General features: G+C 46.7%; 24 protein-coding genes and 1 tRNA gene. 17 read left to right on the top strand and 8 right to left on the bottom strand.

What is annotated here, in order from left to right; genetic code table 11:
- Positions 1–18: 18 nt before the first annotated feature.
- Positions 19–2,001 carry a monovalent cation:proton antiporter family protein gene (locus ICE90_RS00375; protein WP_215321065.1) on the bottom strand — a complete coding sequence of 661 codons (1,983 nt, stop codon included), beginning with the start codon at positions 1,999–2,001 and terminating at the stop codon, positions 19–21.
- Between the two features lie 11 nt (positions 2,002–2,012).
- Between ICE90_RS00375 and ICE90_RS00380 the strand changes: the two genes are divergently transcribed.
- From ICE90_RS00380 to rapZ, 9 genes are all read left to right on the top strand, one after another.
- Positions 2,013–3,005, top strand: coding sequence for an SIS domain-containing protein (locus tag ICE90_RS00380; protein WP_216190591.1), 993 nt, complete (start codon positions 2,013–2,015; stop codon positions 3,003–3,005).
- Positions 3,006–3,033: 28 nt separating this feature from the next.
- Entirely contained in the window at positions 3,034–3,606 is a 573-nt protein-coding gene (locus tag ICE90_RS00385) for an HAD family hydrolase (RefSeq protein ID WP_216190592.1), read from the top strand.
- Between the two features lie 3 nt (positions 3,607–3,609).
- On the top strand, positions 3,610–4,251 hold the full coding sequence (lptC, locus tag ICE90_RS00390) for an LPS export ABC transporter periplasmic protein LptC (protein WP_216190593.1): 642 nt from the start codon (positions 3,610–3,612) through the stop codon (positions 4,249–4,251).
- 10 nt (positions 4,252–4,261) lie between these two features.
- Complete coding sequence (gene lptA / locus ICE90_RS00395) at positions 4,262–4,816, top strand: lipopolysaccharide transport periplasmic protein LptA (protein ID WP_251368468.1); 555 nt, start codon at positions 4,262–4,264, stop codon at positions 4,814–4,816.
- Positions 4,813–5,580: an LPS export ABC transporter ATP-binding protein gene (gene lptB / locus ICE90_RS00400; RefSeq protein ID WP_072582701.1), complete on the top strand. Its 768-nt coding sequence runs from the start codon at positions 4,813–4,815 to the stop codon at positions 5,578–5,580. Before lptA ends, lptB begins: the two co-directional genes overlap by 4 nt.
- 192 nt (positions 5,581–5,772) lie before the next feature.
- Positions 5,773–6,096 carry a ribosome hibernation-promoting factor, HPF/YfiA family gene (gene hpf, locus ICE90_RS00405; protein WP_012358449.1) on the top strand — a complete coding sequence of 108 codons (324 nt, stop codon included), beginning with the start codon at positions 5,773–5,775 and terminating at the stop codon, positions 6,094–6,096.
- 33 nt (positions 6,097–6,129) lie between these two features.
- Positions 6,130–6,591 carry a PTS sugar transporter subunit IIA gene (locus tag ICE90_RS00410; protein ID WP_215321070.1) on the top strand — a complete coding sequence of 154 codons (462 nt, stop codon included), beginning with the start codon at positions 6,130–6,132 and terminating at the stop codon, positions 6,589–6,591.
- Complete coding sequence (gene hprK / locus ICE90_RS00415) at positions 6,588–7,574, top strand: HPr(Ser) kinase/phosphatase (protein ID WP_215321071.1); 987 nt, start codon at positions 6,588–6,590, stop codon at positions 7,572–7,574. Before ICE90_RS00410 ends, hprK begins: the two co-directional genes overlap by 4 nt.
- Before the next feature lie 3 nt (positions 7,575–7,577).
- Positions 7,578–8,468, top strand: a complete 891-nt coding sequence (gene rapZ / locus ICE90_RS00420; RefSeq protein ID WP_215321072.1) for an RNase adapter RapZ — start codon at positions 7,578–7,580, stop codon at positions 8,466–8,468.
- On the opposite strand, the gene mutY is transcribed toward rapZ, so the two are convergent.
- Both mutY and mutM read right to left on the bottom strand, forming a co-directional pair.
- Positions 8,413–9,558, bottom strand: coding sequence for an A/G-specific adenine glycosylase (mutY, locus tag ICE90_RS00425; protein WP_216190594.1), 1,146 nt, complete (start codon positions 9,556–9,558; stop codon positions 8,413–8,415). The genes rapZ and mutY overlap by 56 nt on opposite strands.
- Entirely contained in the window at positions 9,543–10,379 is an 837-nt protein-coding gene (gene mutM / locus ICE90_RS00430) for a bifunctional DNA-formamidopyrimidine glycosylase/DNA-(apurinic or apyrimidinic site) lyase (protein ID WP_216190595.1), read from the bottom strand. Before mutM ends, mutY begins: the two co-directional genes overlap by 16 nt.
- A gap of 35 nt (positions 10,380–10,414) precedes the next feature.
- Between mutM and ICE90_RS00435 the strand changes: the two genes are divergently transcribed.
- The 6 genes from ICE90_RS00435 to pth all read left to right on the top strand — a co-directional run bounded on the left by ICE90_RS00435 (position 10,415) and on the right by pth (position 15,376).
- Positions 10,415–11,902, top strand: coding sequence for an outer membrane lipoprotein LolB (locus ICE90_RS00435; protein WP_216190596.1), 1,488 nt, complete (start codon positions 10,415–10,417; stop codon positions 11,900–11,902).
- 11 nt (positions 11,903–11,913) lie between these two features.
- Positions 11,914–12,792 (top strand): 4-(cytidine 5'-diphospho)-2-C-methyl-D-erythritol kinase, encoded by an 879-nt coding sequence (gene ispE / locus ICE90_RS00440; RefSeq protein ID WP_216190597.1) that lies wholly within the window; start codon positions 11,914–11,916, stop codon positions 12,790–12,792.
- Between the two features lie 5 nt (positions 12,793–12,797).
- A tRNA-Gln gene (locus ICE90_RS00445) sits at positions 12,798–12,874 on the top strand.
- Between the two features lie 54 nt (positions 12,875–12,928).
- Entirely contained in the window at positions 12,929–13,894 is a 966-nt protein-coding gene (locus tag ICE90_RS00450; protein WP_215321077.1) for a ribose-phosphate pyrophosphokinase, read from the top strand.
- Positions 13,895–14,030: 136 nt separating this feature from the next.
- On the top strand, positions 14,031–14,675 hold the full coding sequence (locus tag ICE90_RS00455) for a 50S ribosomal protein L25/general stress protein Ctc (RefSeq protein ID WP_215321078.1): 645 nt from the start codon (positions 14,031–14,033) through the stop codon (positions 14,673–14,675).
- Positions 14,676–14,785: 110 nt separating this feature from the next.
- The gene (pth, locus tag ICE90_RS00460) at positions 14,786–15,376 is read left to right on the top strand and encodes an aminoacyl-tRNA hydrolase (protein ID WP_215321079.1); all 591 of its coding nucleotides are present in this window, start codon (positions 14,786–14,788) and stop codon (positions 15,374–15,376) included.
- Between the two features lie 21 nt (positions 15,377–15,397).
- On the opposite strand, the gene ICE90_RS00465 is transcribed toward pth, so the two are convergent.
- The 5 genes from ICE90_RS00465 to ICE90_RS00485 are packed head-to-tail and all read right to left on the bottom strand — an operon-like array spanning position 15,398 to position 19,544.
- The gene (locus tag ICE90_RS00465; RefSeq protein WP_216190598.1) at positions 15,398–15,664 is read right to left on the bottom strand and encodes a YfhL family 4Fe-4S dicluster ferredoxin; all 267 of its coding nucleotides are present in this window, start codon (positions 15,662–15,664) and stop codon (positions 15,398–15,400) included.
- A 25-nt stretch (positions 15,665–15,689) separates the two neighbouring features.
- Positions 15,690–16,187: a pantetheine-phosphate adenylyltransferase gene (gene coaD, locus ICE90_RS00470; RefSeq protein ID WP_072582688.1), complete on the bottom strand. Its 498-nt coding sequence runs from the start codon at positions 16,185–16,187 to the stop codon at positions 15,690–15,692.
- Between the two features lie 36 nt (positions 16,188–16,223).
- The gene (gene rsmD, locus ICE90_RS00475) at positions 16,224–16,868 is read right to left on the bottom strand and encodes a 16S rRNA (guanine(966)-N(2))-methyltransferase RsmD (protein ID WP_216863813.1); all 645 of its coding nucleotides are present in this window, start codon (positions 16,866–16,868) and stop codon (positions 16,224–16,226) included.
- On the bottom strand, positions 16,843–18,180 hold the full coding sequence (locus ICE90_RS00480; protein ID WP_216190599.1) for a pitrilysin family protein: 1,338 nt from the start codon (positions 18,178–18,180) through the stop codon (positions 16,843–16,845). The genes rsmD and ICE90_RS00480 overlap by 26 nt, the downstream gene beginning before the upstream one ends.
- Entirely contained in the window at positions 18,180–19,544 is a 1,365-nt protein-coding gene (locus ICE90_RS00485; protein ID WP_216190600.1) for a pitrilysin family protein, read from the bottom strand. Before ICE90_RS00485 ends, ICE90_RS00480 begins: the two co-directional genes overlap by 1 nt.
- A gap of 63 nt (positions 19,545–19,607) precedes the next feature.
- Between ICE90_RS00485 and ftsY the strand changes: the two genes are divergently transcribed.
- Positions 19,608–20,498, top strand: a complete 891-nt coding sequence (gene ftsY / locus ICE90_RS00490; RefSeq protein ID WP_215321083.1) for a signal recognition particle-docking protein FtsY — start codon at positions 19,608–19,610, stop codon at positions 20,496–20,498.
- A gap of 93 nt (positions 20,499–20,591) precedes the next feature.
- Positions 20,592–21,515, top strand: coding sequence for an RNA polymerase sigma factor RpoH (gene rpoH / locus ICE90_RS00495; protein WP_216190601.1), 924 nt, complete (start codon positions 20,592–20,594; stop codon positions 21,513–21,515).
- Positions 21,516–21,527: the final 12 nt, after the last annotated feature.

The raw sequence follows: 21,527 nt of genomic DNA on the forward strand, positions 1-21,527 counted from the left end.
AGCGCTATTAGATTGATCTCAGAGTAATTTAGCTTCAGCCAAATCGGTTGCCTCTGAATTGCCTGAGATCACCAAAATGTCATTAGCCTCAAGCTTGAGATCGGGAGTAGGATCCAACTTCACATAATCTGCGTTTCGACCTTTGCGACGCACTGCCTGAATATTGACGCCCTCTTTCTCCAGATCAAGCTCGCCTAAAGTTTTACTAATCGCTTTTGAATTGGGTAACAGGGTAATGGCATGTAAACGCCAAGATTCATTGGAGCCAAAGTCATCGTCCGCAGAGCCGCGGAAGTAGCCCCTCAACAAACTATAACGCTCTTCCCTTGCTGTTGTGATGCGTCGCACTACCTTACGCATTGGCACACCCATGATCAATAGAACATGGGAGGCAATCATTAAGCTACCCTCAATTAACTCGGGTACCACTTCGGTAGCACCCGCAGCCTGCAACTTGGCGATATCCGCATCATCTCTAGTGCGCACCAATACCGTCATACCAGGACGTAAGCGCTCTACCTGACGCAATACTCGCATACTTGCTGCTGTATCGGCATAAGTAATGACAACTGCTTTTGCTCTTGCAAGACCTGCGGCTACTAAATAGTTTTCACGACTTGCATCGCCATAAACTACATTGTCGCCAGCAGCCGCAGCTTCTTTAACGCGATCAGGATCTAAATCCAAGGCAATGTATGGAATTTTTTCTTGATCAAGCATGCGCGCCAAACTTTGGCCTGAGCGACCAAAACCACAAATGACCACGTGGTTTTCATTACGAACACTTTTAGAGGCGACACGAGTTAATGCAAGCGATTGCAACAACCATTCGTTACTGGAGAAACGCATCGCAATGCGATCGCTATATTCAATGAGGAACGGCGCACAGAACATGGAGATCAGCATCGCTGCCAATACTGCTTGGCTCAAAATGGGATCAATTAAATCTAAACCATCAATTTGATTCAACAACACAAAGCCGAATTCACCCGCCTGAGCTAAGCATAGTCCGGTTCTAATCGAGATTCCAGGACTAGAGCCAAAGCCCCGTGATAACAAAGCAATAAGAGCAAACTTGAAGATGAGCGGACCAACCAGTAAAACCAAAACCAACAACCACTGCTCACGAATCACGTTGAAATCCAGCAACATGCCAATCGTCACAAAGAAGAGGCCGAGTAAAACATCGCGAAACGGCTTGATATCCTCTTCCACTTGATGGCGATAAGGCGTTTCAGAAATCAACATGCCAGCCAAGAACGCACCAAGCGCCAGCGACAAGCCAAAGTGCTCAGTAAGCGCTGCCATACCCAAAACAATCAACAACAGATTGAGCATGAACAACTCTTGTGAGCGCAACTTAGCAACCAACTTAAACCAATGACTCATCAAGCTTTGGCCAATAAAGAAAATTAACACCAAAGCAACGGTAATTTTGATTGAGGCCGCAGTGAGCGCAACAAATAAATCCGATGGATTTTTTCCAAGTGATGGCAATAAGATCAACAGGAAGACCACGGCCAAATCCTGGAATAACAAAATACCCACGACATTGCGACCATGCTCTGTCTCTAATTCAGCGCGATCAGAAATCAATTTGGTCACAATTGCGGTGGATGACATTGCCAGCGCACCACCCAAAGCGATCGCAGCATGCCATGAGATGGGATAAATCCAATTCATTAGCAAACTGGCGGGGATTGCTAAAAGCATTGTCAAAATGACTTGGCTGCCACCAAGACCAAATACGATCGATCGCATTGCCCTTAATTTATGCAGGTTAAATTCCAAACCAATCGAGAACATCAAGAAAACCACGCCAAATTCAGCCAAATACTTCACTGTGGCTGAATCATTCGCCAAGCCCAAGGCATTAGGCCCAATCAGCACGCCAATGGCCAAATAGCCCAAAATGGGGGGTAAGCCAAAATAGCGGAAAATAACCACTCCGGCCACACCCGAGGCCAGGAGAATGAGGGTTAATTGAAGGACTGACGGCATATACTTACTCGATGATAGCTAAGACTCGTGAACGTACCCTAAAGCTTGCGCGCGACACCCTCACTATTGAGGCTGCTGCACTGCAAACTATGCGTGATCGCCTAGAGGGCGCCAATGCTGATGCCCTCGTCCTGGCGGTTGAACTTTTACATGACTGCAAAGGCAGAATCGTCGTTTCTGGAATCGGCAAATCGGGCCATATTGCTCGCAAAATTGCCGCTACTTTTGCTTCCACAGGCTCCCCTGCATTTTTTGTTCACCCCGCTGAAGCCAGCCATGGTGACTTAGGCATGGTTACTAGAGATGATGTTTTTGTCGCACTTTCTAATTCCGGCGAGACCGATGAGCTTTTGACTATCGTGCCAATCGTGAAACGCACTGGCGCAAAACTCATTGCCCTCACTGGCGCTCCAAATTCCTCCCTTGCCAAATTGGCAGACGCGCATTTAGATACCAGTGTTGAAAAAGAGGCTTGCCCTTTAAATCTAGCGCCCACTACCAGCACTACTGCAGCACTAGCCATGGGCGATGCACTTGCTGTCGCCTTACTAGATTCACGCGGCTTTGAAGCTGAAGACTTTATTCGCTCACATCCCGGCGGCAGACTAGGTCGTAAGCAATTGATGCATGTCAGTGAAGTAATGCGCAGCCTTGCAGACACACCAAAAATCTCCATTGATGCATCACTACAAGATGCCTTGTTAGAGATGACCTCAAAGCGTATGGGTATGGTGGTAATCCTAGATGCCAACAAAAAAGTATTTGGCATATTGACTGATGGCGACTTGCGTCGCCTTCTAGAAAAAACTACTGACCTGAGCGGCATCAAACTCGAGAGTGCAACCACTGCCGATCCTCGCACCATTCCAGCAGAGTTACTTGCTGAAGAAGCGATCGAGATGATGGAGAAACATCGCATCAATCATTTAGTGGTAACAGATAACCAAGGCCATTTATTAGGCGCATTAAATCTACATGATTTATTTGCAGCCAAAGTCATTTAACCTCCATTAGTAATCGAGTTTCCCTTTCATGCCCAGCGCTTTCAATACTCACAAGACCAACCCTCTAACTCAATATCCACAAGCATGGGAGCGTGCAGGCAAAGTGAAGCTTTTGGTATTGGATGTTGATGGTGTATTAACAAATGGGCAAGTATGGATTGGCGCCGATGGAAAAGAATCGTTAAAAGCTTTTGATATTCAAGATGGTTTAGGCATCAAATTATTAGAGCAATGCGGCATTCCGACTGCCATCATTACCGGCAGAAACTCCAAAATGGTTTTGGCGCGCTGCGAAGAGCTTGGCATTAAAAATGTTCACATGGGTGTTGAAAACAAAGCTATTGCCCTGAAAGAAGTTCTTCAATCTCTGGGGCTGACTGCGGCTGACTGCGCTGTTATGGGTGACGATTGGCCAGACATGCAAATGATGAAAAATGCAGGCTTTCGTATTTGCCCAGCACAAGGTCACGAAGCTGTTCAAGAATTTTCCCACTTGGTGACGACACGCAATGGCGGTAATAGTGCAGTGCGTGAAGTATGTGACCTGATTCTCAAAGCCCAGAATCGCTACGAAGAATTACTTCTTAAGGCTCGTAGCTAAGCAATGCAGTTAAAGCCTCAGCAAATTAAGGTCGGCATCGGGCGCGCTTTGTTGCGCCTACTACCCTTGATATTAATGGGAGTACTCACGCTGGCAACTTTTTGGCTGGTCCAAAAAAATACTCCACCAGAAAAATCCCCCCTAGAACGCGTGCGTCTGCATGAGCCTGACTACACCATCAAAGATGGTGCACTATCTGCCCTAAATGAATTAGGCAATACCAAATACCGAGTGTTGGGCGTTAAAGTCACTCACTATGATGACGATGCTTCTATCGATATTCTGACGCCGCGCATGCGCCTATTCCAAGCTGAGAAAGCGCCTGTAACTGTAAAGTCGGATACAGGACATCTCGACGGCGACCTCACCATCCTAGATTTATACGATAACGCTAGCATCTTTCGCCCAGCTCAAGAGGCGACTGCATCACAGCCAGCTACCTTAAGAATGTTGGCTAGCTCAAGCTATTTCAAAGTGCTTATTAACGATGACATTATTGAAACCGATCGTCCAATTACCCTTGAGCAAGGAATGTCGATCCTGAACTCCACTGAAGGTGGTGTGTTTAACAACATCGAACAAAGTATGGTGCTCAGCGGCCAAGTTAAAGGACGTATTGAGCGCGCCCCACGGAACCACCAATAAAATGATGTCGATGAAAATATTATTGGTTCGGCTTGTGCTCCTGAGCTTTGGGCTCTCCCTTGCATCTTTGTCGTTCGCAGAAAAAGCAGACCAAGATAAACCCGTCATTCTGGAAGCGGAAAAAGTTTCTGTAAACGACGTTAAGCAAATCTATGACCTCAACGGTCAGGTGCTACTGATCAAAGGCAGCATTATTGTTACTGGTGAGGATGGCCACATTGAAGTCGATCCCCAGGGTTATGAGTTTGTCGATGTCGTGGGTACTCCAGAAGCGGTTGCGAGCTTTAGACAACGTCGCGAAGGCCTTGCAGATGAATTCATGCAAGGACGCGGCGCCCAGGTTACCTATGACGCCAAGACAGAATTTCTGACGTTGACAGGCGATGCCAGCTTGAAGCGCTTGCTCAATATGCAAATGCTCGATCAATTAAAGGGCTGGAAAATTGAGTACGATGATGTAAAGCAGTACTATCATGTCACGCCCCCTAAAGATGCAAAACCGGATGATCTGCCCTTAGCAAGAGCCATCCTTTCACCAAGACGAAAAGCAACCCTAGAGAAATGACAGCGGATTTAGCCCACATCGATAATGCGCCCACACTAAGCGCCCATAATCTACAAAAACGGTATGGCTCAAGAACCGTGGTTCGTGATGTATCCGTACAAGTCAGATGCGGTGAAGTGGTAGGACTACTAGGCCCAAATGGAGCAGGCAAAACAACTTCGTTCTACATGATTGTTGGACTAGTCCCACTCGATGGTGGAAATATCGTTTTAGATGGCGCAGATATTACGCATTTACCGATTCATGAACGTGCTCGAATGGGTCTCTCCTACCTACCACAAGAAGCCTCTGTATTTAGAAAGCTCAACGTAGCTGAAAATATTCAGGCAGTCTTAGAGCTTCAAGCTCAAGGTGGCAAACCCCTGACTAAGGCTGAAATTGCCAACCGCCTAGATGAGCTCTTGGGCGAACTCCAAATTAGTCATCTGCGCAATAACCCAGCCCTCTCTCTATCGGGTGGTGAACGTAGACGGGTAGAAATTGCGAGAGCACTAGCTTCCCAGCCAAAATTTATCTTGCTAGATGAACCCTTTGCCGGTGTTGACCCTATCGCCGTTGGGGAAATCCAGCGCATTGTTCGCTTCCTACGGGACCGCCAAATTGGGGTACTAATTACCGACCACAACGTCCGCGAAACCCTAGGTATCTGTGACCACGCCTACATCATCAGCGAAGGTAGCGTATTGGCAGAAGGCAAGCCTGATCAGATTATTCAGAACGATGCCGTCCGCAGAGTCTATCTGGGCGAAAACTTCCGGATGTAGGCCAGACGAGGCTTCCCGCTTTTAAAGCAATAATAATTTCACTTCCCTCTTGGTTTTCAGCAAATTCGCTGATACGCTGGAGGCTCATGGTTTATCTTCCAAAAAAACAGCACAAAAAATTTCAGGGGCTTGCTGCGCACCCCGGGCATGACTATGCGCACGCATCTATAGCATCTATAAAAGGAGTCGCTAATGAATTTGAAAATTAATAGCCGTCACGTGGAAGTTACCCCTGCCATGCGCTCTCATCTTGAGGCGGGTCTAGCCAAAATTCGTAAGCACTTCGATCACGTCATTGATGCGTCTGCCTTCCTGGTAGTAGATAAAGCCAAAGAGAAGGACCTACGTCAAAGCGCCGAGATCACCATTCACCTTAAGGGGAAAGATCTGTTCGCTGAAGCACACAATGCCGACCTCTACCACGCCATGGATGCAGTGGTTGATAAGTTAGAGCGCCAAGTTGTTAAACACAAAGAAAAGATTCAAGATCATCACCACGAAAAGCATTTTGAGTGATCTAGTGCGTCAGGACACCTATAATCAATTCACATGAATGCCCTGACCAATCTTTTTACTCCCGACTGCATTGCATTAGATATCCCCGCCACAAGCAGGGCTGATGCATTTGCAGCCGCTGGAGAACTGTTTTCTAAACAAACAGGAATAACAGCCAACTCCGTTATAGAGTTCCTCAATGCTCGTGAAGATTTAGGCTCCACCGCCCTCGGTGCTGGTGTGGCCATCCCTCACGGTCGTGTGAAAGGCTTAAAGCAGCCGAGCGCAGCTTTTATGAGACTGCAGAACCCAATTGAGTTTGCAGCTCCGGATGGTGAAGCGGTTTCCATCTTGATTTTCTTATTGGTGCCCGAAAAAGCCACCCAACAACATTTAGAGATTTTGTCTTCGATTGCACAGCTGCTATCGGATGCCGATGCTCGCGAGTCCTTATCGTCTACTGCAGACCCCTTAAAAGTTTGCGAACTCTTACAACACTGGGGTACAGCAAAATGACTCAGCCATTACTCCTAGAGGGAGTAACTGCTCAGCAGATTTTTGATGACAATGTTTCAGAATTAAAACTGTCTTGGATTGGCGGTCTTGAAGGTGCCGACCGCACCTTCCCGCCAGAAGCTGTAAAAATAGCTGCAGCCAGCTCCGACTTAGTAGGACACTTAAACCTTATTCACCCAAGTCGCATTCAAATCTTCGGCGAGCAAGAGGTTGAATATCACGCTGCTCTGGAGCCAAAACAAAGGCAAGAGCAAATTGCCAGCTTAATCTCCAAGATGCCTCCTTGTGTCATTGTGGCCGATGGTAAGAGTGCGGATCCAGACTTACAACTATTCTGCCAGCGCTCCTCAACACCACTATTCACCACTGCTATTTCTGCTGCGGAAGTGATTGATCATTTGCGCATTTATTTAACTAAAATTGGAGCGCCTCAGATCACCATGCATGGTGTCTTCATGGACATTCTGGGCTTGGGTGTACTCCTTACTGGCGAATCCGGCCTAGGTAAAAGTGAATTAGGCCTCGAACTCATTTCTCGTGGGCATGGATTGGTAGCCGATGATGCGGTTGACTTTGCTCGACTTGGACCAGATTACATTGAGGGTCGCTGCCCTGTCATCTTGCGTAACTTGCTTGAGGTACGCGGATTGGGATTACTCGATATTCGGACAATCTTTGGTGAAACCGCAGTACGTCGTAAATTAAAACTACGCCTCATTGTTCAGCTCGTTCGCAGAAATGATGGCGAATTTGAACGTCTACCCCTTGAGGCCCAGCATATCGATGTTCTAGGAGTGCCAATTCGCACCGTCAAGATTCAGGTGGCTGCAGGTCGCAACTTAGCCGTACTTGTTGAAGCTGCTGTACGCAATACCATTTTGCAATTGCGCGGTATCGATACCTTAAAAGAATTTATCGAGCGTCAGCGCATTCAGATGAATGCTGAGTCAGAATCCTCAAAGTCCCAAGGACGCCTACTCTAAGCCATGCAAATCAATCTGATTACCGGAATCTCAGGCTCAGGTAAATCAGTAGCCCTGAGGGCTTTTGAAGACGCAGGCTATGACTGCGTTGACAATCTTCCTGTCTCGCTTCTAGAAAACCTCATCTCCACTCTTGAAAAAGAAAAGTGCGAGCAAGTTGCGGTCGCCATAGATGCTCGTCGCGGACAATCTATTGCAAACTTGCCGTCCATTCTCGAGAACCTACGTAAAAATCATCAGGTCAGAGTGGTATTTCTAAATGCCGATACCAATACTTTGGTGCAACGCTTCTCGGAAACCCGTCGTCGCCATCCCTTATCTACTAATGGCAAACAATCTCAATCGGCAACCCTGATTGAGGCAATTGATAAAGAGCGTAATTTGCTGGAGCCCTTACGTGCCCAGGCGCACAGCATCGATACCAGCAACCTACCTGCTCATGCACTGCGTTCCTGGATTCAAGATCTTCTCAAAGACAAACCGGTAGGTCTCACAGTAGTTTTTGAATCATTTGGTTTTAAAAAGGGTGTGCCCAGCGAAGCGGACTTAGTTTTTGATGTGCGCTGTCTACCAAATCCTCACTATGACAAAGTACTGAGGCCCCTTACTGGCAACGACAAGCCCGTGCAAGAATTTCTGGAAAAAATTCCAGAGGTGATGAGCATGGAATCTGACATCACCCAATTCATTAACAAGTGGTTGCCCCATTACATTGCTGATGGTCGCAGTTATTTAACGGTTGCTATTGGTTGTACTGGCGGCCAACATCGCTCTGTCTATCTCGTAGGCCGCCTGAGCGAACACTTCCGCGCCCAAAAGGACCTCATGGACTTGCAGCTTAATTTTTTAGATCGTCACCGCGAACTAGATTCAATCCCTGCAGCAAAAGCTTAATCGGCTGCGGCAGGCCATGGCGTCCTAGCTGAGCCAAGGGCACCCACTTCAGATCTGGATTTAAAAAGACTAACTCTTTTTGAGCACTTACTTGCCATATCTGCATCCACAATCGTCTGTGCGTAAAGACATGCTTAATTTCTTCGGCTCGCTTTAATGATTTAAAAGCTTTTGTAAGTGCTGCTAATTTTTCTTCGGGCAATGTAGCTGCAAATAATTCCTGCGGGCTTATTTCAATAACTTTTTCACGAGCTATCCTAGGGGTCCACGGCCCTTCAGGCAAAGACCACAGACCACCCCAAATGGCTTTACTTGGGCGCTTTTGCAAGAGGATGGAATTACCCGAACGCATCAACAACATATTGCAATCAAATTCTGGAGATTTCGTCTTCTTGGTTTTTTGTGGAAGCAAAAGGACCTGATTGCTTAAATTAGCTTGGCAGTCTTTTGTGAATGGGCATTTTTTTTCAGACCCTAAGCATACTGGTTTGCGTGACATACACCAAGTAGCGCCAAAGTCCATCAGCGCCTGGGTATAGACTGGCATATCTGTAGGCTTAGTTGGTAGTAAATCAATTGCTAAATCCCATAGTCGATCATTGATTTTCTTATCCTGCATCGCACCTTCAATCGCAAATAAACGCGCCAGAATGCGCTTCACATTCGCATCCAAAATAGGTGCTCGTTCATGAAAAGCAAATGCAGCGATTGCGCCAGCTGTAGATCGCCCAATCCCTTTTAATTGCTCAAGCAAAATGGGGTCACTTGGAAACTGGCCGCCGAACTCTGTCATGACTTGCTTTGCGCAAGCGTGTAGATTTCTAGCGCGCGAGTAATAACCTAATCCCGCCCACTCAGCCAATACTTCATCGATATCAGCGCAAGCTAATTTTTTAACTGTAGGAAAGCGCTCCATAAAACGTGGGTAGCGCTCAAGGACAGTAGCCACTTGAGTTTGTTGCAACATGATTTCTGAGACCCACACCGCATAAGGGTCTCGATTACCTTGCCAAGGCAAGCCTGAGCGCCCACTGATCGCATGCCAAGCAACTAGCTTTGATGCAAATGTGTTGATCAGCGTTTTTGACATTGAGTACAAAAATAAGTGGAACGTTGGCCCTGCACTATTTGACTAATAGGCGTCCCACATACCTTACACGGAAGTCCTTTGCGGTCATAGGCCTTGGTTTGGACCATAAAGTGTCCAGGATCACCATCGCTATTTACAAAATCTTTCAAACTACTGCCGCCAGCTGCAATCGCTTTTTTCAAAATCAATCTCACCGCTTCAGCCAAACGAGAACATTGCGGACGTGTGAGCTTTCCTGCAGCTTTAGCTGGATGAATACCCGCCTCAAATAAACTTTCAGAACAATAAATATTGCCAACCCCGACAACCGCTTGCCCCGCCAAAAGAAACTGCTTCACAGCAACACTACGTTTGCGGGATTTTTGATACAAAATATCTGCGCCCAGCTCACCCGCAAACTCTGGAGAAAACGGCTCCACTCCTAGCTTTTGCAAAAGCGCAAATGTTTCAATGGGACCTTTTGATTTAGGATGCCATAAGACGGCGCCGAATTTTCGTGGATCATGTAAACGCAAACTGAACTTACCGAACTCTAGCGTCACGCGATCATGAATCTTAAGGGGGTCCGAGCTTGAGAGTACACGCAAAGTTCCCGTCATCCCCAAATGAATCAGTAAGTAGCCCGTATCCATTTCTAATAAAAGATACTTCCCACGCCTTTCAATAGCATGCACTTTTTGCCCAGGCAAGCTTTTAGAGAGGTTGGCGGGCACTGGCCAACGCAAACGTCCATCAATAATATTGACGGCGCTGACCTTGCGCCCCTCAAGATGGGGGGCGATTCCTAATCGGGTGACTTCTACTTCTGGAAGTTCTGGCATAAATGGATTGTAGATTCGCGGATTAGAATGTGCTTATGAGTAAATTCACACTGAAACCTCTTTTAAAGGGTTTATTCCTGGCAGCCCTCACTGGTGGAGTCATTTCATCAGCTCATGCCCAAACCCAGGCAAATGGATTACAAACTGGCGAAGCGGTCTTTGAGGTGCTCGCCTCTGAAATCGCCCTTCAGCGGGGTGAGGCTGGCTTGGCTTACAACACCTACCTGGAGATGGCGCGTCAATACCAGGACCCCAGGCTTGCTCAAAGAGCTATGGAAATTGCGATTGCTGGAGGTTCCCCAGATTTAGCCATGCAAGCAGCGAAAGCTTGGGATGAACTCTCTCCAGCTTCGGATACCAAACCTAAAGAAGTCCTGGTAACGCTATTGATCTTAAGTAATCGCTGGTCTGATGCTGTCAAGCCAGCAATTACTCTATTGCGCCAACAAACTCCCGCCGAACAGGAGAATACTCTTTTGCAATTACAAGCATTGCTTGCTAAAGCGAAAGATGAGTCGGATGCTTTACGCGCTTTTTATGAAATCGCATCTACTGTCAAGATTCCACCCAAAGATCCGGGCCTGCTTTATACCTATGCCATGTCTGCTGAAAAAGTAGGTCACATGGATGTAATGGAAAAAACACTGCGTGACATTTTGCGCAAGAACCCAAACGATGTAAATTCTCTTAATGCCCTTGGCTATTCTCTAGCTGACCGTAATTTGAAGTTACCTGAGGCATATGCGCTCATCAGTAAAGCACATCAACTGTCTCCAAAAGATAGTTTTATTTTGGACAGCTTGGGTTGGGTCAATTTTCGTCTAGGTAAAAATACCCTCGCATTAGAACAATTACAACAAGCATTTGCTATGAAACCAGAAGCTGATATTGCGGCTCATACTGGTGAAGTGTTGTGGGCCATGAATCGCCGTGCGGAAGCTGAAGAGATGTGGCGCCAGGGACAAAAAATAGACGCCAATAATCCAACCCTGAAAGAAACCTTACAACGTCTAAAGCCAGACTGGGCAAGGGATGACCAAGCATCTAAGGGCTCATGGGATGGGCGCTTTGCCGTCAAAGTCATTGGCTTAACTGAGTCACAAAACCAAGGTGGCTCTGGTGGCTTTACCTTGACCCAAGAAGCATTAAAGGATGTTTTAGAAATACGCAATCCCATGGGTGGCTCGATTGCAAAAATTACTATTACGCCAGGTGAAGCCACACTCGAAAGTGATGGCAAAGTAGTTACTGCAGTTGATGCAGATACCTTATTGCAAAACACATTAGGCCTACCACTACCAGCTCGCGGATTATCAAACTGGTTAAGAGGCGAAGTGCGTCCTGGAAGCGAGGCAAGTGTTGATAGAAATGCAAATGGTCAAGTAAGTAAAATTAGTCAGGATGGCTGGGACTTGGTATACACCTGGAGCAATACCAATCGCCTCGAAAAACTCACCATGACGCGTAGCTCGAATATCGGATCGATTGATATACGCCTCGTGTTTGACCGCCCGAATGACTAAGCAAAAGAACAATGGCGAAACCCGATTCTTTATCTCTTCGTTCGCCGGCTAAGCTCAATCTTTTTTTACACATCGTCGGACGTAGAGCAGATGGTTATCACCTACTTCAGTCTGTTTTTCAACTAATTGACTGGTGTGACACCATCCACCTAAAAAGCATTTCTGAAAATGAAGTGCGCCGCATCAATCCCATTCCCGGAGTTCCGCCAGAACAAGATTTGGTGGTTCGCGCAGCTAAGCTACTAAAAGATTTTTGCAAGATTGAGGCTGGCGTTGAAATCCATCTTCATAAAGAAATTCCGATGGGGGCGGGTATGGGGGGCGGGTCCTCTGACGCAGCAACTACATTGATTGGTCTTAACGCCCTTTGGAATCTCAATCTCTCTAAAGAAATGCTTTGCACCCTTGGGCTTCAGCTCGGTGCCGATGTCCCCTTCTTCATTTTTGGTCAAAATGCCCTTGTTGAAGGCATTGGGGAGAAAATTCAAGAAATTTCCCTCCAAACCCCTGATTTTTTGGTGATATTTCCCAATCAAGGCATCTCAACAGCAAGCATTTTTCTAGACCCGGAATTGACCCGAGATCACGCTCAGATTACAATTGATGGCTTTCTTGCATCGCCATTGTCATATCAATCGAATGATTGTCAGGCTGTAGCGATGCGGATTTGCCCAGAAGTGAAGCAAGCTTTGGATTGGATTACCCAGGCAGTACCGGGCTCACAGCCCCGAATGTCTGGTTCTGGTAGTAGCGTTTTCGCAGTCTTAGACCCTAAGACCGACACCGCAAAACTAGAAAATCTTCTGCAAAATCTTCCTGAAGGGTGGGTAGGTCGGGTTGTTCGGGGGCTAAATAAAAATCCCGCTTACAATTTGATTTCTTCAGATTGACCTGTAGGGGAATCGCCAAGCTGGTTAAGGCACTGGATTTTGATTCCAGCATGCGAAGGTTCGAATCCTTCTTCCCCTGCCAAGTACTGTAGAAACGATAAAGATAACCTTTTGACCCCACAAAACCCATAAGACTATGTCCTCCACAAACGCAGATTTATTGACTCTTTTCACAGGCAACGCAAATCCCGTTTTGGCTGAGGCTGTAGCCAAAGAACTCAAACTCCCAATGGGAAAAGCCTTTGTTGGCCGATTCTCTGATGGCGAGATTCAAGTAGAAATTCAAGAGAACGTCCGCGGCAAGAATGTCGTGGTGATCCAATCAACCTGCGCACCTACAAATGACAGCTTAATGGAGCTCATGATCATGATTGATGCTCTGAAACGAGCATCTGCAAGTCGCATAACCGCAGTGATTCCTTACTTCGGTTATGCCCGTCAAGACCGCCGCCCTCGTTCTGCCCGCGTAGCTATTTCCGCTCGGATTGTGGCTAACATGCTTCAGTCAGTAGCTGGCATTGAGCGTGTTTTGACTATGGATCTGCATGCTGACCAAATTCAGGGCTTCTTTGATATTCCGGTAGACAACATCTATGCTTCCCCAGTCCTTTTGGCTGACTTGGAGGCACAGAAAACTAAAAAAGACTTGATCATTGTGTCTCCAGACATTGGCGGCGTGGTTCGAGCCCGTGCAATGGCTAAGCAATTAGGCACTGATTTGGCGATTATTGATAAACGCCGTCCTAAAGCAAACGTATCCGAAGTGATGCACCTCATTGGCGAGGTAGAAGGCCGCCATTGCGTCATCATGGATGACATCATCGATACCGGTGGAACCCTCTGTAAAGCCGCTGAAGCGCTTAAAGAGCGCGGTGCTAAGGGCGTTACCGCCTACTGTACTCACGCCGTGCTCTCAGGCGGTGCTGTAGCCCGTATTGCAGCCTCTGAATTGGATGAGTTGGTTGTTACCGACACCATTCCCCTGACTGCAGAGGCCATGAAAGTATCCAAAATTCGCCAATTGAGCGTTGCTCCGATCCTCGCTGAAACCCTTTCCCGCATCAGCAAAGGTGATTCAGTGATGTCGATGTTTGCTGAATAAGTCAAAAATCACCGTTTTACCCCGGTTTTTGGCAGTTTTAAGCCTTTTGTAGGCAAAAACACTCTTTCCCACGATATAATTGAAGGCTTTTCTGTTTGGTCGCGAACGGAAATTAACCTTAATTAGGAAAATCATCATGAAAGTAGTTGCCTTTGAAAGAAGCGTACAGGGAACGGGTGCGAGCCGCCGTCTGCGCAATTCCGGAAAAACTCCGGGAATCGTTTACGGTAGTAAAGATCCAGCCTTGGTCATCGAGTTAGACCACAACGCGTTGTTCCATGCTCTCCGCAAGGAAGCATTCCACTCATCCATTTTGGATTTGGAAATTAGCGGTAAGACACAAAAAGTGTTGTTGCGCGATTACCAAATGCATCCATTCAAGCCATTGGTATTGCATATTGACTTCCAGCGCGTATCTGCGACTGAGAAAGTTCATATGCGCGTTCCATTGCACTTCGCTAATGCTGACACTTCAGCTGCTGTGAAATTGCAAGGCGCTGTTATTAGCCATATCCTCACTGAACTCGAAGTTTCTTGCTTACCAGCAGACTTGCCAGAGTTCATTGAAGTGGACTTGGCGAAGATTGAAGTTGGTCACGGTATTCACGCTAAAGACATCGCATTGCCAAAAGGCGTTACCTTGGTATTGCATGTTGAGCAAGAGAATCCAGTGCTTGCTAACGCACGTATCCCAGCAGTTAAAGGTGCTGAGCCTACAGACGCGCCTGCTGCACCAGCAGCCGCAGCCTCTGCAGCTGAGGCGCCAAAAGATAAAGCTTAATTTTTAGCTCAATCGCTTGTACAAGAAGGCCTGCGCAAGCGGGCCTTTTTTATTGCCCTAAGTTTTCACTCTTTTTTGGCGAAATACTTTTATATCTTTAAACTCTCAACATGACTAAATTAATTGTTGGCCTAGGCAATCCTGGAGATGAGCATAAAGAAGATCGGCACAATGCTGGCTTCTGGTTTGTTGACGTCTTGGCAAAACAACTAAGCACTCGTTTTGAATCTGAAAAACGCTTTCATGGCAAAGTAGCTAAAGCTAAATGGGAAGGCGAAGATCTTTACTTACTCAAGCCAAGCACTTACATGAACCTGAGTGGGCAATCGGTTGGCGCGCTATGCCGCTTTCACAAAATCACTCCTGCGGATATTTTGATAGTCCAAGATGAACTGGATTTGAAGCCTGGTACTGCACGACTGAAGTTAGGTGGCGGCACTGGCGGTCACAATGGCTTGAAAGATATCCAAGCGCATTTAAGTACCCCAGATTATTGGCGCTTACGCTTAGGCATTGGCCACCCCAGAGATTTAGCTGGTGATGGACGCCCGATGGATGTTGCAGATTATGTATTGCGTAGACCTCAATTGGACGAGCAAAAACTTATTGATATCAGCATTGAAAATAGCCTGCAAATTTTGCCGCTCTTTTTAAAAGGCGACACTCAAAACGCTATGATGGAGTTGCACTCCAAGGGCTAATTACTGAACTAAGCTGCTCAGTTAAGCTGCATTGGCTTTTTTGGCAGCAGTTAAACGCGTGAACTTCACCATTAACTGCTCTTGAGTTTCTGTGTGCTCAGGATTAAATGGGATGCAGTCGACTGGACAGACCTGGCGACATTGGGGGGCATCATAGTGACCTATGCATTCGGTACATTTATCGGGATTGATTTCATAAATCTCCAGACCCATGTAAATAGCATCATTTGGACACTCCGGCTCGCAGACATCGCAGTTAATGCATTCGTCCGTGATCATTAATGCCATGATTTACTCGCCAAATTTCATTTGGTCACTCTTTATTCTGAGTGCCTGAAGCAATTTTTCTGACGAGCCATTTTTCCACTGATGGAAAAACAAACTTACTCACATCACCACCCATTGAAGCTATCTCACGCACGAAAGTGCCTGAGATAAATTGATACTGATCGGATGGGGTTAAGAATAAAGTTTCAACGTCAGGAAGCAGGTAACGATTCATGCCTGCCATTTGGAACTCATACTCAAAATCAGATACAGCACGTAACCCCCGCACGATCACGCGCGCCTGATGCTCGCGTGCAAAATCTTTTAATAAGCCAGTAAAGCCAACGACTTTTACATTCGGATAGTGGCCAAGTACTTCCTTGGCGATAGCAATGCGCTCTTCTAAATTGAAGAATGGACGTTTGCTGCGACTGTCGGCAACACCCACAATCAACTCCGTAAAAATGCTCGATGCGCGGCGGACCAAGTCCTCGTGACCACGAGTAAATGGATCAAATGTTCCAGGGTATACGGCAACTGTCATAACGTTCCTAAGGCTTTATCGGCTACAGGCAAGAGTTTAGCCTCTTCCACCCCGAAATAGACAGGCTTTTACCTGTCCAGCCTCTAAGTATTTTCCACAATGCCAGTCCGGTAGTAGGGCCTCCACCTCCTCGCGTGGTCGACTAGAGGGAAATTCCACATAAATACCACCGCCTGCCGAGTCATCACAAACCCTAGCTGCCTGGATAACGGCGCGATCTAATAAACCCGAATCCTGGAATGGTGGATCAATAAAAATTAAATTGCTAGAACGATCTGCCTGCTGCTTCAGAAACTCAAGGCTATCTCGCTGCAAAATTTCTACAAGGCCAGCAGCTGGTGAAGACTGCAATAAAGCAAAATTGGCTGTTAAATTTGTGTAAGCCTTTTTTTCTTTCTCCAGCAACACAACCAATGCAGCGCCTCTTGATGCGGCCTCAAAACCCAAAGCACCGGTACCCGCAAAAAGATCTAGGCATCGTAAACCTGTTAAATCTTGTCCCAACCAATTAAAGAGCGTTTCCCGAATGCGATCAGTTGTAGGGCGTAGGCCAGGCAGGTCCAAAACCGTTAGCAAACGACTTCTCCAATTACCACCAATAATCCGCACCTTCTTCGGCGGCTCAGTCTTTAAAGGCTTGCTTACTTTATTGGGCTTATTTATTTTTTGCTCCCAATACAATAATCTTCATACGATCCATTGCAAGGTATTTTTGGAATGCAGTCTTGACCTGCTCCAAAGTTACCGCCTCAACTTGCTTTGTCCATACATCCATCGTATCGAGCGGCAAGCCATTCCATGCAATTGAAGAGAGGTTGTCCAACAACTTGCGATTGTTATCAATCCGCAATGGGTAACCATTCACTAGGTTTGCTTTAGCAGCCAAAAGCTCAGATGGAGTGGGTCCATCAGCAATAAATTGAGCAGTGGTAGAACTCATCACCTCTAAAGCCAGCGCAGCCTGATCACTCTTGGTTTGTAGGCCCGCTTGAAAAATGCCATTCTCTTTTCCAGGAATAAAATAGCTAAACACGCTGTACGCAAGACCGCGCTTCTCGCGCACCTCAGCCATCAAACGAGAAACAAAACCGCCGCCGCCCAAAACATAGTTACCAACCAGCAATGGGAAGTAATCAGGGTTGTTGCGAGCAACCGCCGTCATCCCCATAGCAATGTGGGCCTGCTGAGAGTCAAAAGGAATTTGAATTTCTCGTTGCGCCAGAGGCTCTACAGGAGAGCGCTCGAGTTCGGGCAACTTTGCGATGGGCTGACCCGAAGCTGGAATCTGCTTTAACAAAGCTTTAACGATTTCTTCTGCTTGAGCACGGTCAACATCGCCAACAATACTCACAATCATGCGATCACCGCGATAAAACTGCTTATGAAATTGCACTAAGTCATTTACGCTTACAGTAGCAACTGATTTTATTGTTGGCGAATCAGCTAGAGGATAGTTTTCATACACTGACTTTTTAAAACGACGCTCTAGAACAAACTCGGGTTTAGTTTCCGCCTCAAGCAAACTTGTTATCGTTCTTTGTTTCTCACGCTCAACAATTTTTGAATCGTAAGTCGGCTCGCTCAACATAGCAGAGGCTAGTTGTACCGCTCTATCGCGCAAGTCTTTTCGACTCAAACTGCGAATGCGCAAGATTGCTCGCTCACCGCTCACCGATAGGCCAATATTGGCTCCAAGATCAGCGATTTCATCAGCTATTTGAGCTTCAGTGAGAGCCCCTTTTTTACCCCTAACCCCATAATTCATGAGGCCTGCAACCATATCGGCTAGGCCACTTTTGCCAGCAGGGTCATAGCGATCGCCTGCATCAATGCTCACTTCAATGTCTACCATCGGCAGCGCTTTGGTTTGCACTAAATATGCCTTGGCACCCTTATAAGAATCTAACTTCTCGATCGGTAAGATGGCGTGCGCGTTACTAAGCAAGCCAAAAGCAAAGAGGCAAACTGAAATACCTTTAACGAAGAGATTCATCACTTGCTCTCCTTACCTGCAGCTTGACGCGCCTGAGGATCCAATACCGCAATCGTCAAACCCTCATCAACCATATATTTTTTTGCAACTGCTTGCACTTGCTCAGGTGTAATGGTTTGCATTTTCTCCAGTATGTAATCGATGTCCTTCCAAGAAAATCCTGCCATCTCTGTACTGCCAATTTCCATTGCTTGACCAAAGATAGAGTCGCGCTTATAGATTTGCTCCGACAGGATGCGAACCTTAATTCTTTTGAGCTCAGATTCCAGAATTCCTTTTTGCTTTATTTCGTCAAGCGCCTTCCGGATGCTTACCTGAGCCTGATCGACTGTTTTTCCTTTAGCCATCGTGGCGCTAATTAAAAATAGTTCTGGCCCCCGGGAGATCATGTCGTACCCCACGCCTACATCATTGACTACTTTTTCCTGCTTAACGAGCGTGCGATTTAAGCGGGCATTGTCATAGCCATCCAGCACTGCTGTCAGAAGCTCTAAAGCATACGGCTCGGGATCATCTGGCTTACCGGGATCGAGGCGCGGCACCTTCCAAGCCATAGTCAGTTGAGCACTATCAGCTGGCGCCTTTACCTGGACCCGCTTAATCCCTTTTTGAGGCGGCTCAATTTGCGGCTTACGCACTGGCAACTCATGAGCAGCGGCAACACCGTAATACTTCTCCGCCATATTCAACACCTTTTTAGCATCCACATCACCGCTGATGACTACGGTTGCATTGTTTGGCTTATACCAACTACGATACCAATCTCGCGCATCGGACGCTTTCATATTCTCTAAGTCATTCATCCAACCAATGACCGGATGGCGATATGGAGAGCTCATATAAGCGGTTGCCATTAATGATTCGCTGAGTAAACTACTAGGATTGTCTTCTGTTCGTAAGCGACGCTCCTCCATGATGACCTGAATTTCTTTCAAGAATTCTGCATCATCAAAATTGAGGTTAGACATACGATCTGCTTCAAGTTTGATCACGTCTTCTAATTTTGATTTTTCAACTTGCTGAAAGTAAGCCGTGTAATCGCGCGAGGTAAATGCATTCTCGCGCCCACCGACCGCGGCTACCAAGCGAGAAAATTCACCCGCCTTCACTTTATCGGTACCCTTAAACATCATGTGTTCAAGCACGTGGGCAACACCCGTCTTCCCATTGACCTCATCCATGGATCCGGCGCGATACCAAGCCATATGAGCTACTGTTGGCGCACGATGGTCTTCCCTGATAATCAATTTGAGGCCATTGCTCAATCGATACTCATGCGTATCCCCTGAATCAGGACCAGCAGCCCAAGTATGCTGGCTAAAGACAAAGAATAAAAAGGAAATTCGGAGTAAATTGGAAAGCATCTGCTAAATCACCATATCCCTAGAATTAAATTGATAAGATGCAAGTTTTAAATTGTATCGATTATGTTCGGCTTACGTAAAACCCTCGGATCCCTTTTCAAATCAAGCAAGGTTGATGAATCTTGGTTTGAAACTTTAGAAGAATCACTCATTCAAAGTGATGTGGGTCTACCTACGACTGAACAACTCATCACCAAACTACGAAAAGCAGCAAAGTCTGAAAAGGCCTCTAGTCCAGAGGAGTTGCAAACTCTTCTCATTCAAGAAGTCAGCGCACTATTGACTGCTATTGAACCTTCACCAAACCCACTATTTACAAGTGATAAGCCTAACACTCCAGAGGTGTGGTTGGTTGTAGGGGTAAATGGAGCCGGCAAGACTACGACCATTGGCAAACTTTGCCGACTCTTTCAGTCTCAGGGAAAATCAGTTCTCTTGGCTGCCGGCGATACTTTTAGAGCTGCGGCACGCAACCAGCTTCAGGAGTGGGGTGGACGCAACCAGGTTGACGTTATTACTCAAGAAGGTGGTGATGCAGCAGCCGTTGCACACGATGCCATTCATGCTGCCATCTCTCGCAAGAACGATATTCTCATCATTGACACTGCAGGCCGTCTCGCCACCCAGGACAACCTCATGGAAGAGCTCAAGAAAGTAAAACGTGTCATTGGTAAAGCACTTCCTGGGGCGCCTCACCACACCCTGCTTGTTTTAGATGGCAATACTGGGCAGAACGGCTTGAGCCAAGTAAAGGCATTCCATGCCGCTCTTGGCCTGACTGGAATCATCGTTACCAAGCTTGATGGCACCGCTAAGGGCGGCGTGATCTGTGCCTTAGCCCACACCCTACAGGATGGCCCAAAACCCGCTGTTCTAGCCCTAGGCAAGGGCGAAGGGATTGAGGATTTAGCCCCCTTCACCGCAGGGCAATATTCATCTGAATTATTCAATTAAATCAATAGCTTACAGTTCATTAAAACCATTAGCACTCTCTTGACAAGAGTGCTAAAATAGATCTCTATTAACACCTCATCTTTATAAGAAAAAATGGTTCAAAAGAAATCCGACAACCCGAATTTGCAAACGCTGCCAGTCGCGCAGACTGCGTCGGCGTCTGCATTTCAGATGTTGCCAACTCTTGGGGTTGGCACTCTCGATTCATACATTTCGTATGTTAATCGAGTGCCGATGCTTAGTGCTGCGGAAGAGTTACATCTTGCGCAGGAATTTCGTCGTACTGAAAATGTCGATGCCGCCAAAACTTTAGTGCTCTCTCATTTACGCTTAGTCGTTTCTGTTGCTCGCCAATATCTTGGCTATGGAATCCCGCATGCTGACTTAATTCAAGAAGGCAATATTGGCTTGATGAAAGCTGTTAAACGCTATGACCCAGACAATGGCGCACGTTTAGTGTCATATGCAATACATTGGATCAAAGCAGAGATTCATGAGTACATTCTCAAGAATTGGCGCCTAGTAAAAACTGCAACCACCAAAGCACAACGCAAATTATTCTTTAACTTACGCAGCAACAAGCCTACCTTGAGTGCGCTTACACCTAGTGAGGTTGACGCCTTGGCTAAAGCACTTGATGTCAAAGGTTCTGATGTTAAAGAAATGGAAATGCGCCTTGCTGGTGGCGATGTCGCTCTAGAGGGCGATGACAGCGATGATGAATCTGCTTACGCCCCTATTCAATGGCTAGCGGATAACTCACAAGAGCCTACTGCTCGCATTGCCAGCGCTGAAGCAGATGCCTTGCAAGGTCCCAAACTAGACCAGGCACTCATGGCTTTAGATGAGCGTAGTCGCAATATTGTGCAATCTCGTTGGCTGGCTATGGATGCCGAAGGCAATGGTACTAAGACGTTACATGATCTTGCTAGCGAATATGGCATCTCCGCAGAACGCGTTCGTCAAATTGAAACCGCTGCTCTAAAAAAGATGCGCGGCCTGTTGCAAGCAGCTTAATCAATCAAGAAG

Origin of the sequence: Polynucleobacter sp. AP-RePozz3-80-G7 (assembly GCF_018882145.1) — a bacterium.
GTDB lineage: Bacteria > Pseudomonadota > Gammaproteobacteria > Burkholderiales > Burkholderiaceae > Polynucleobacter.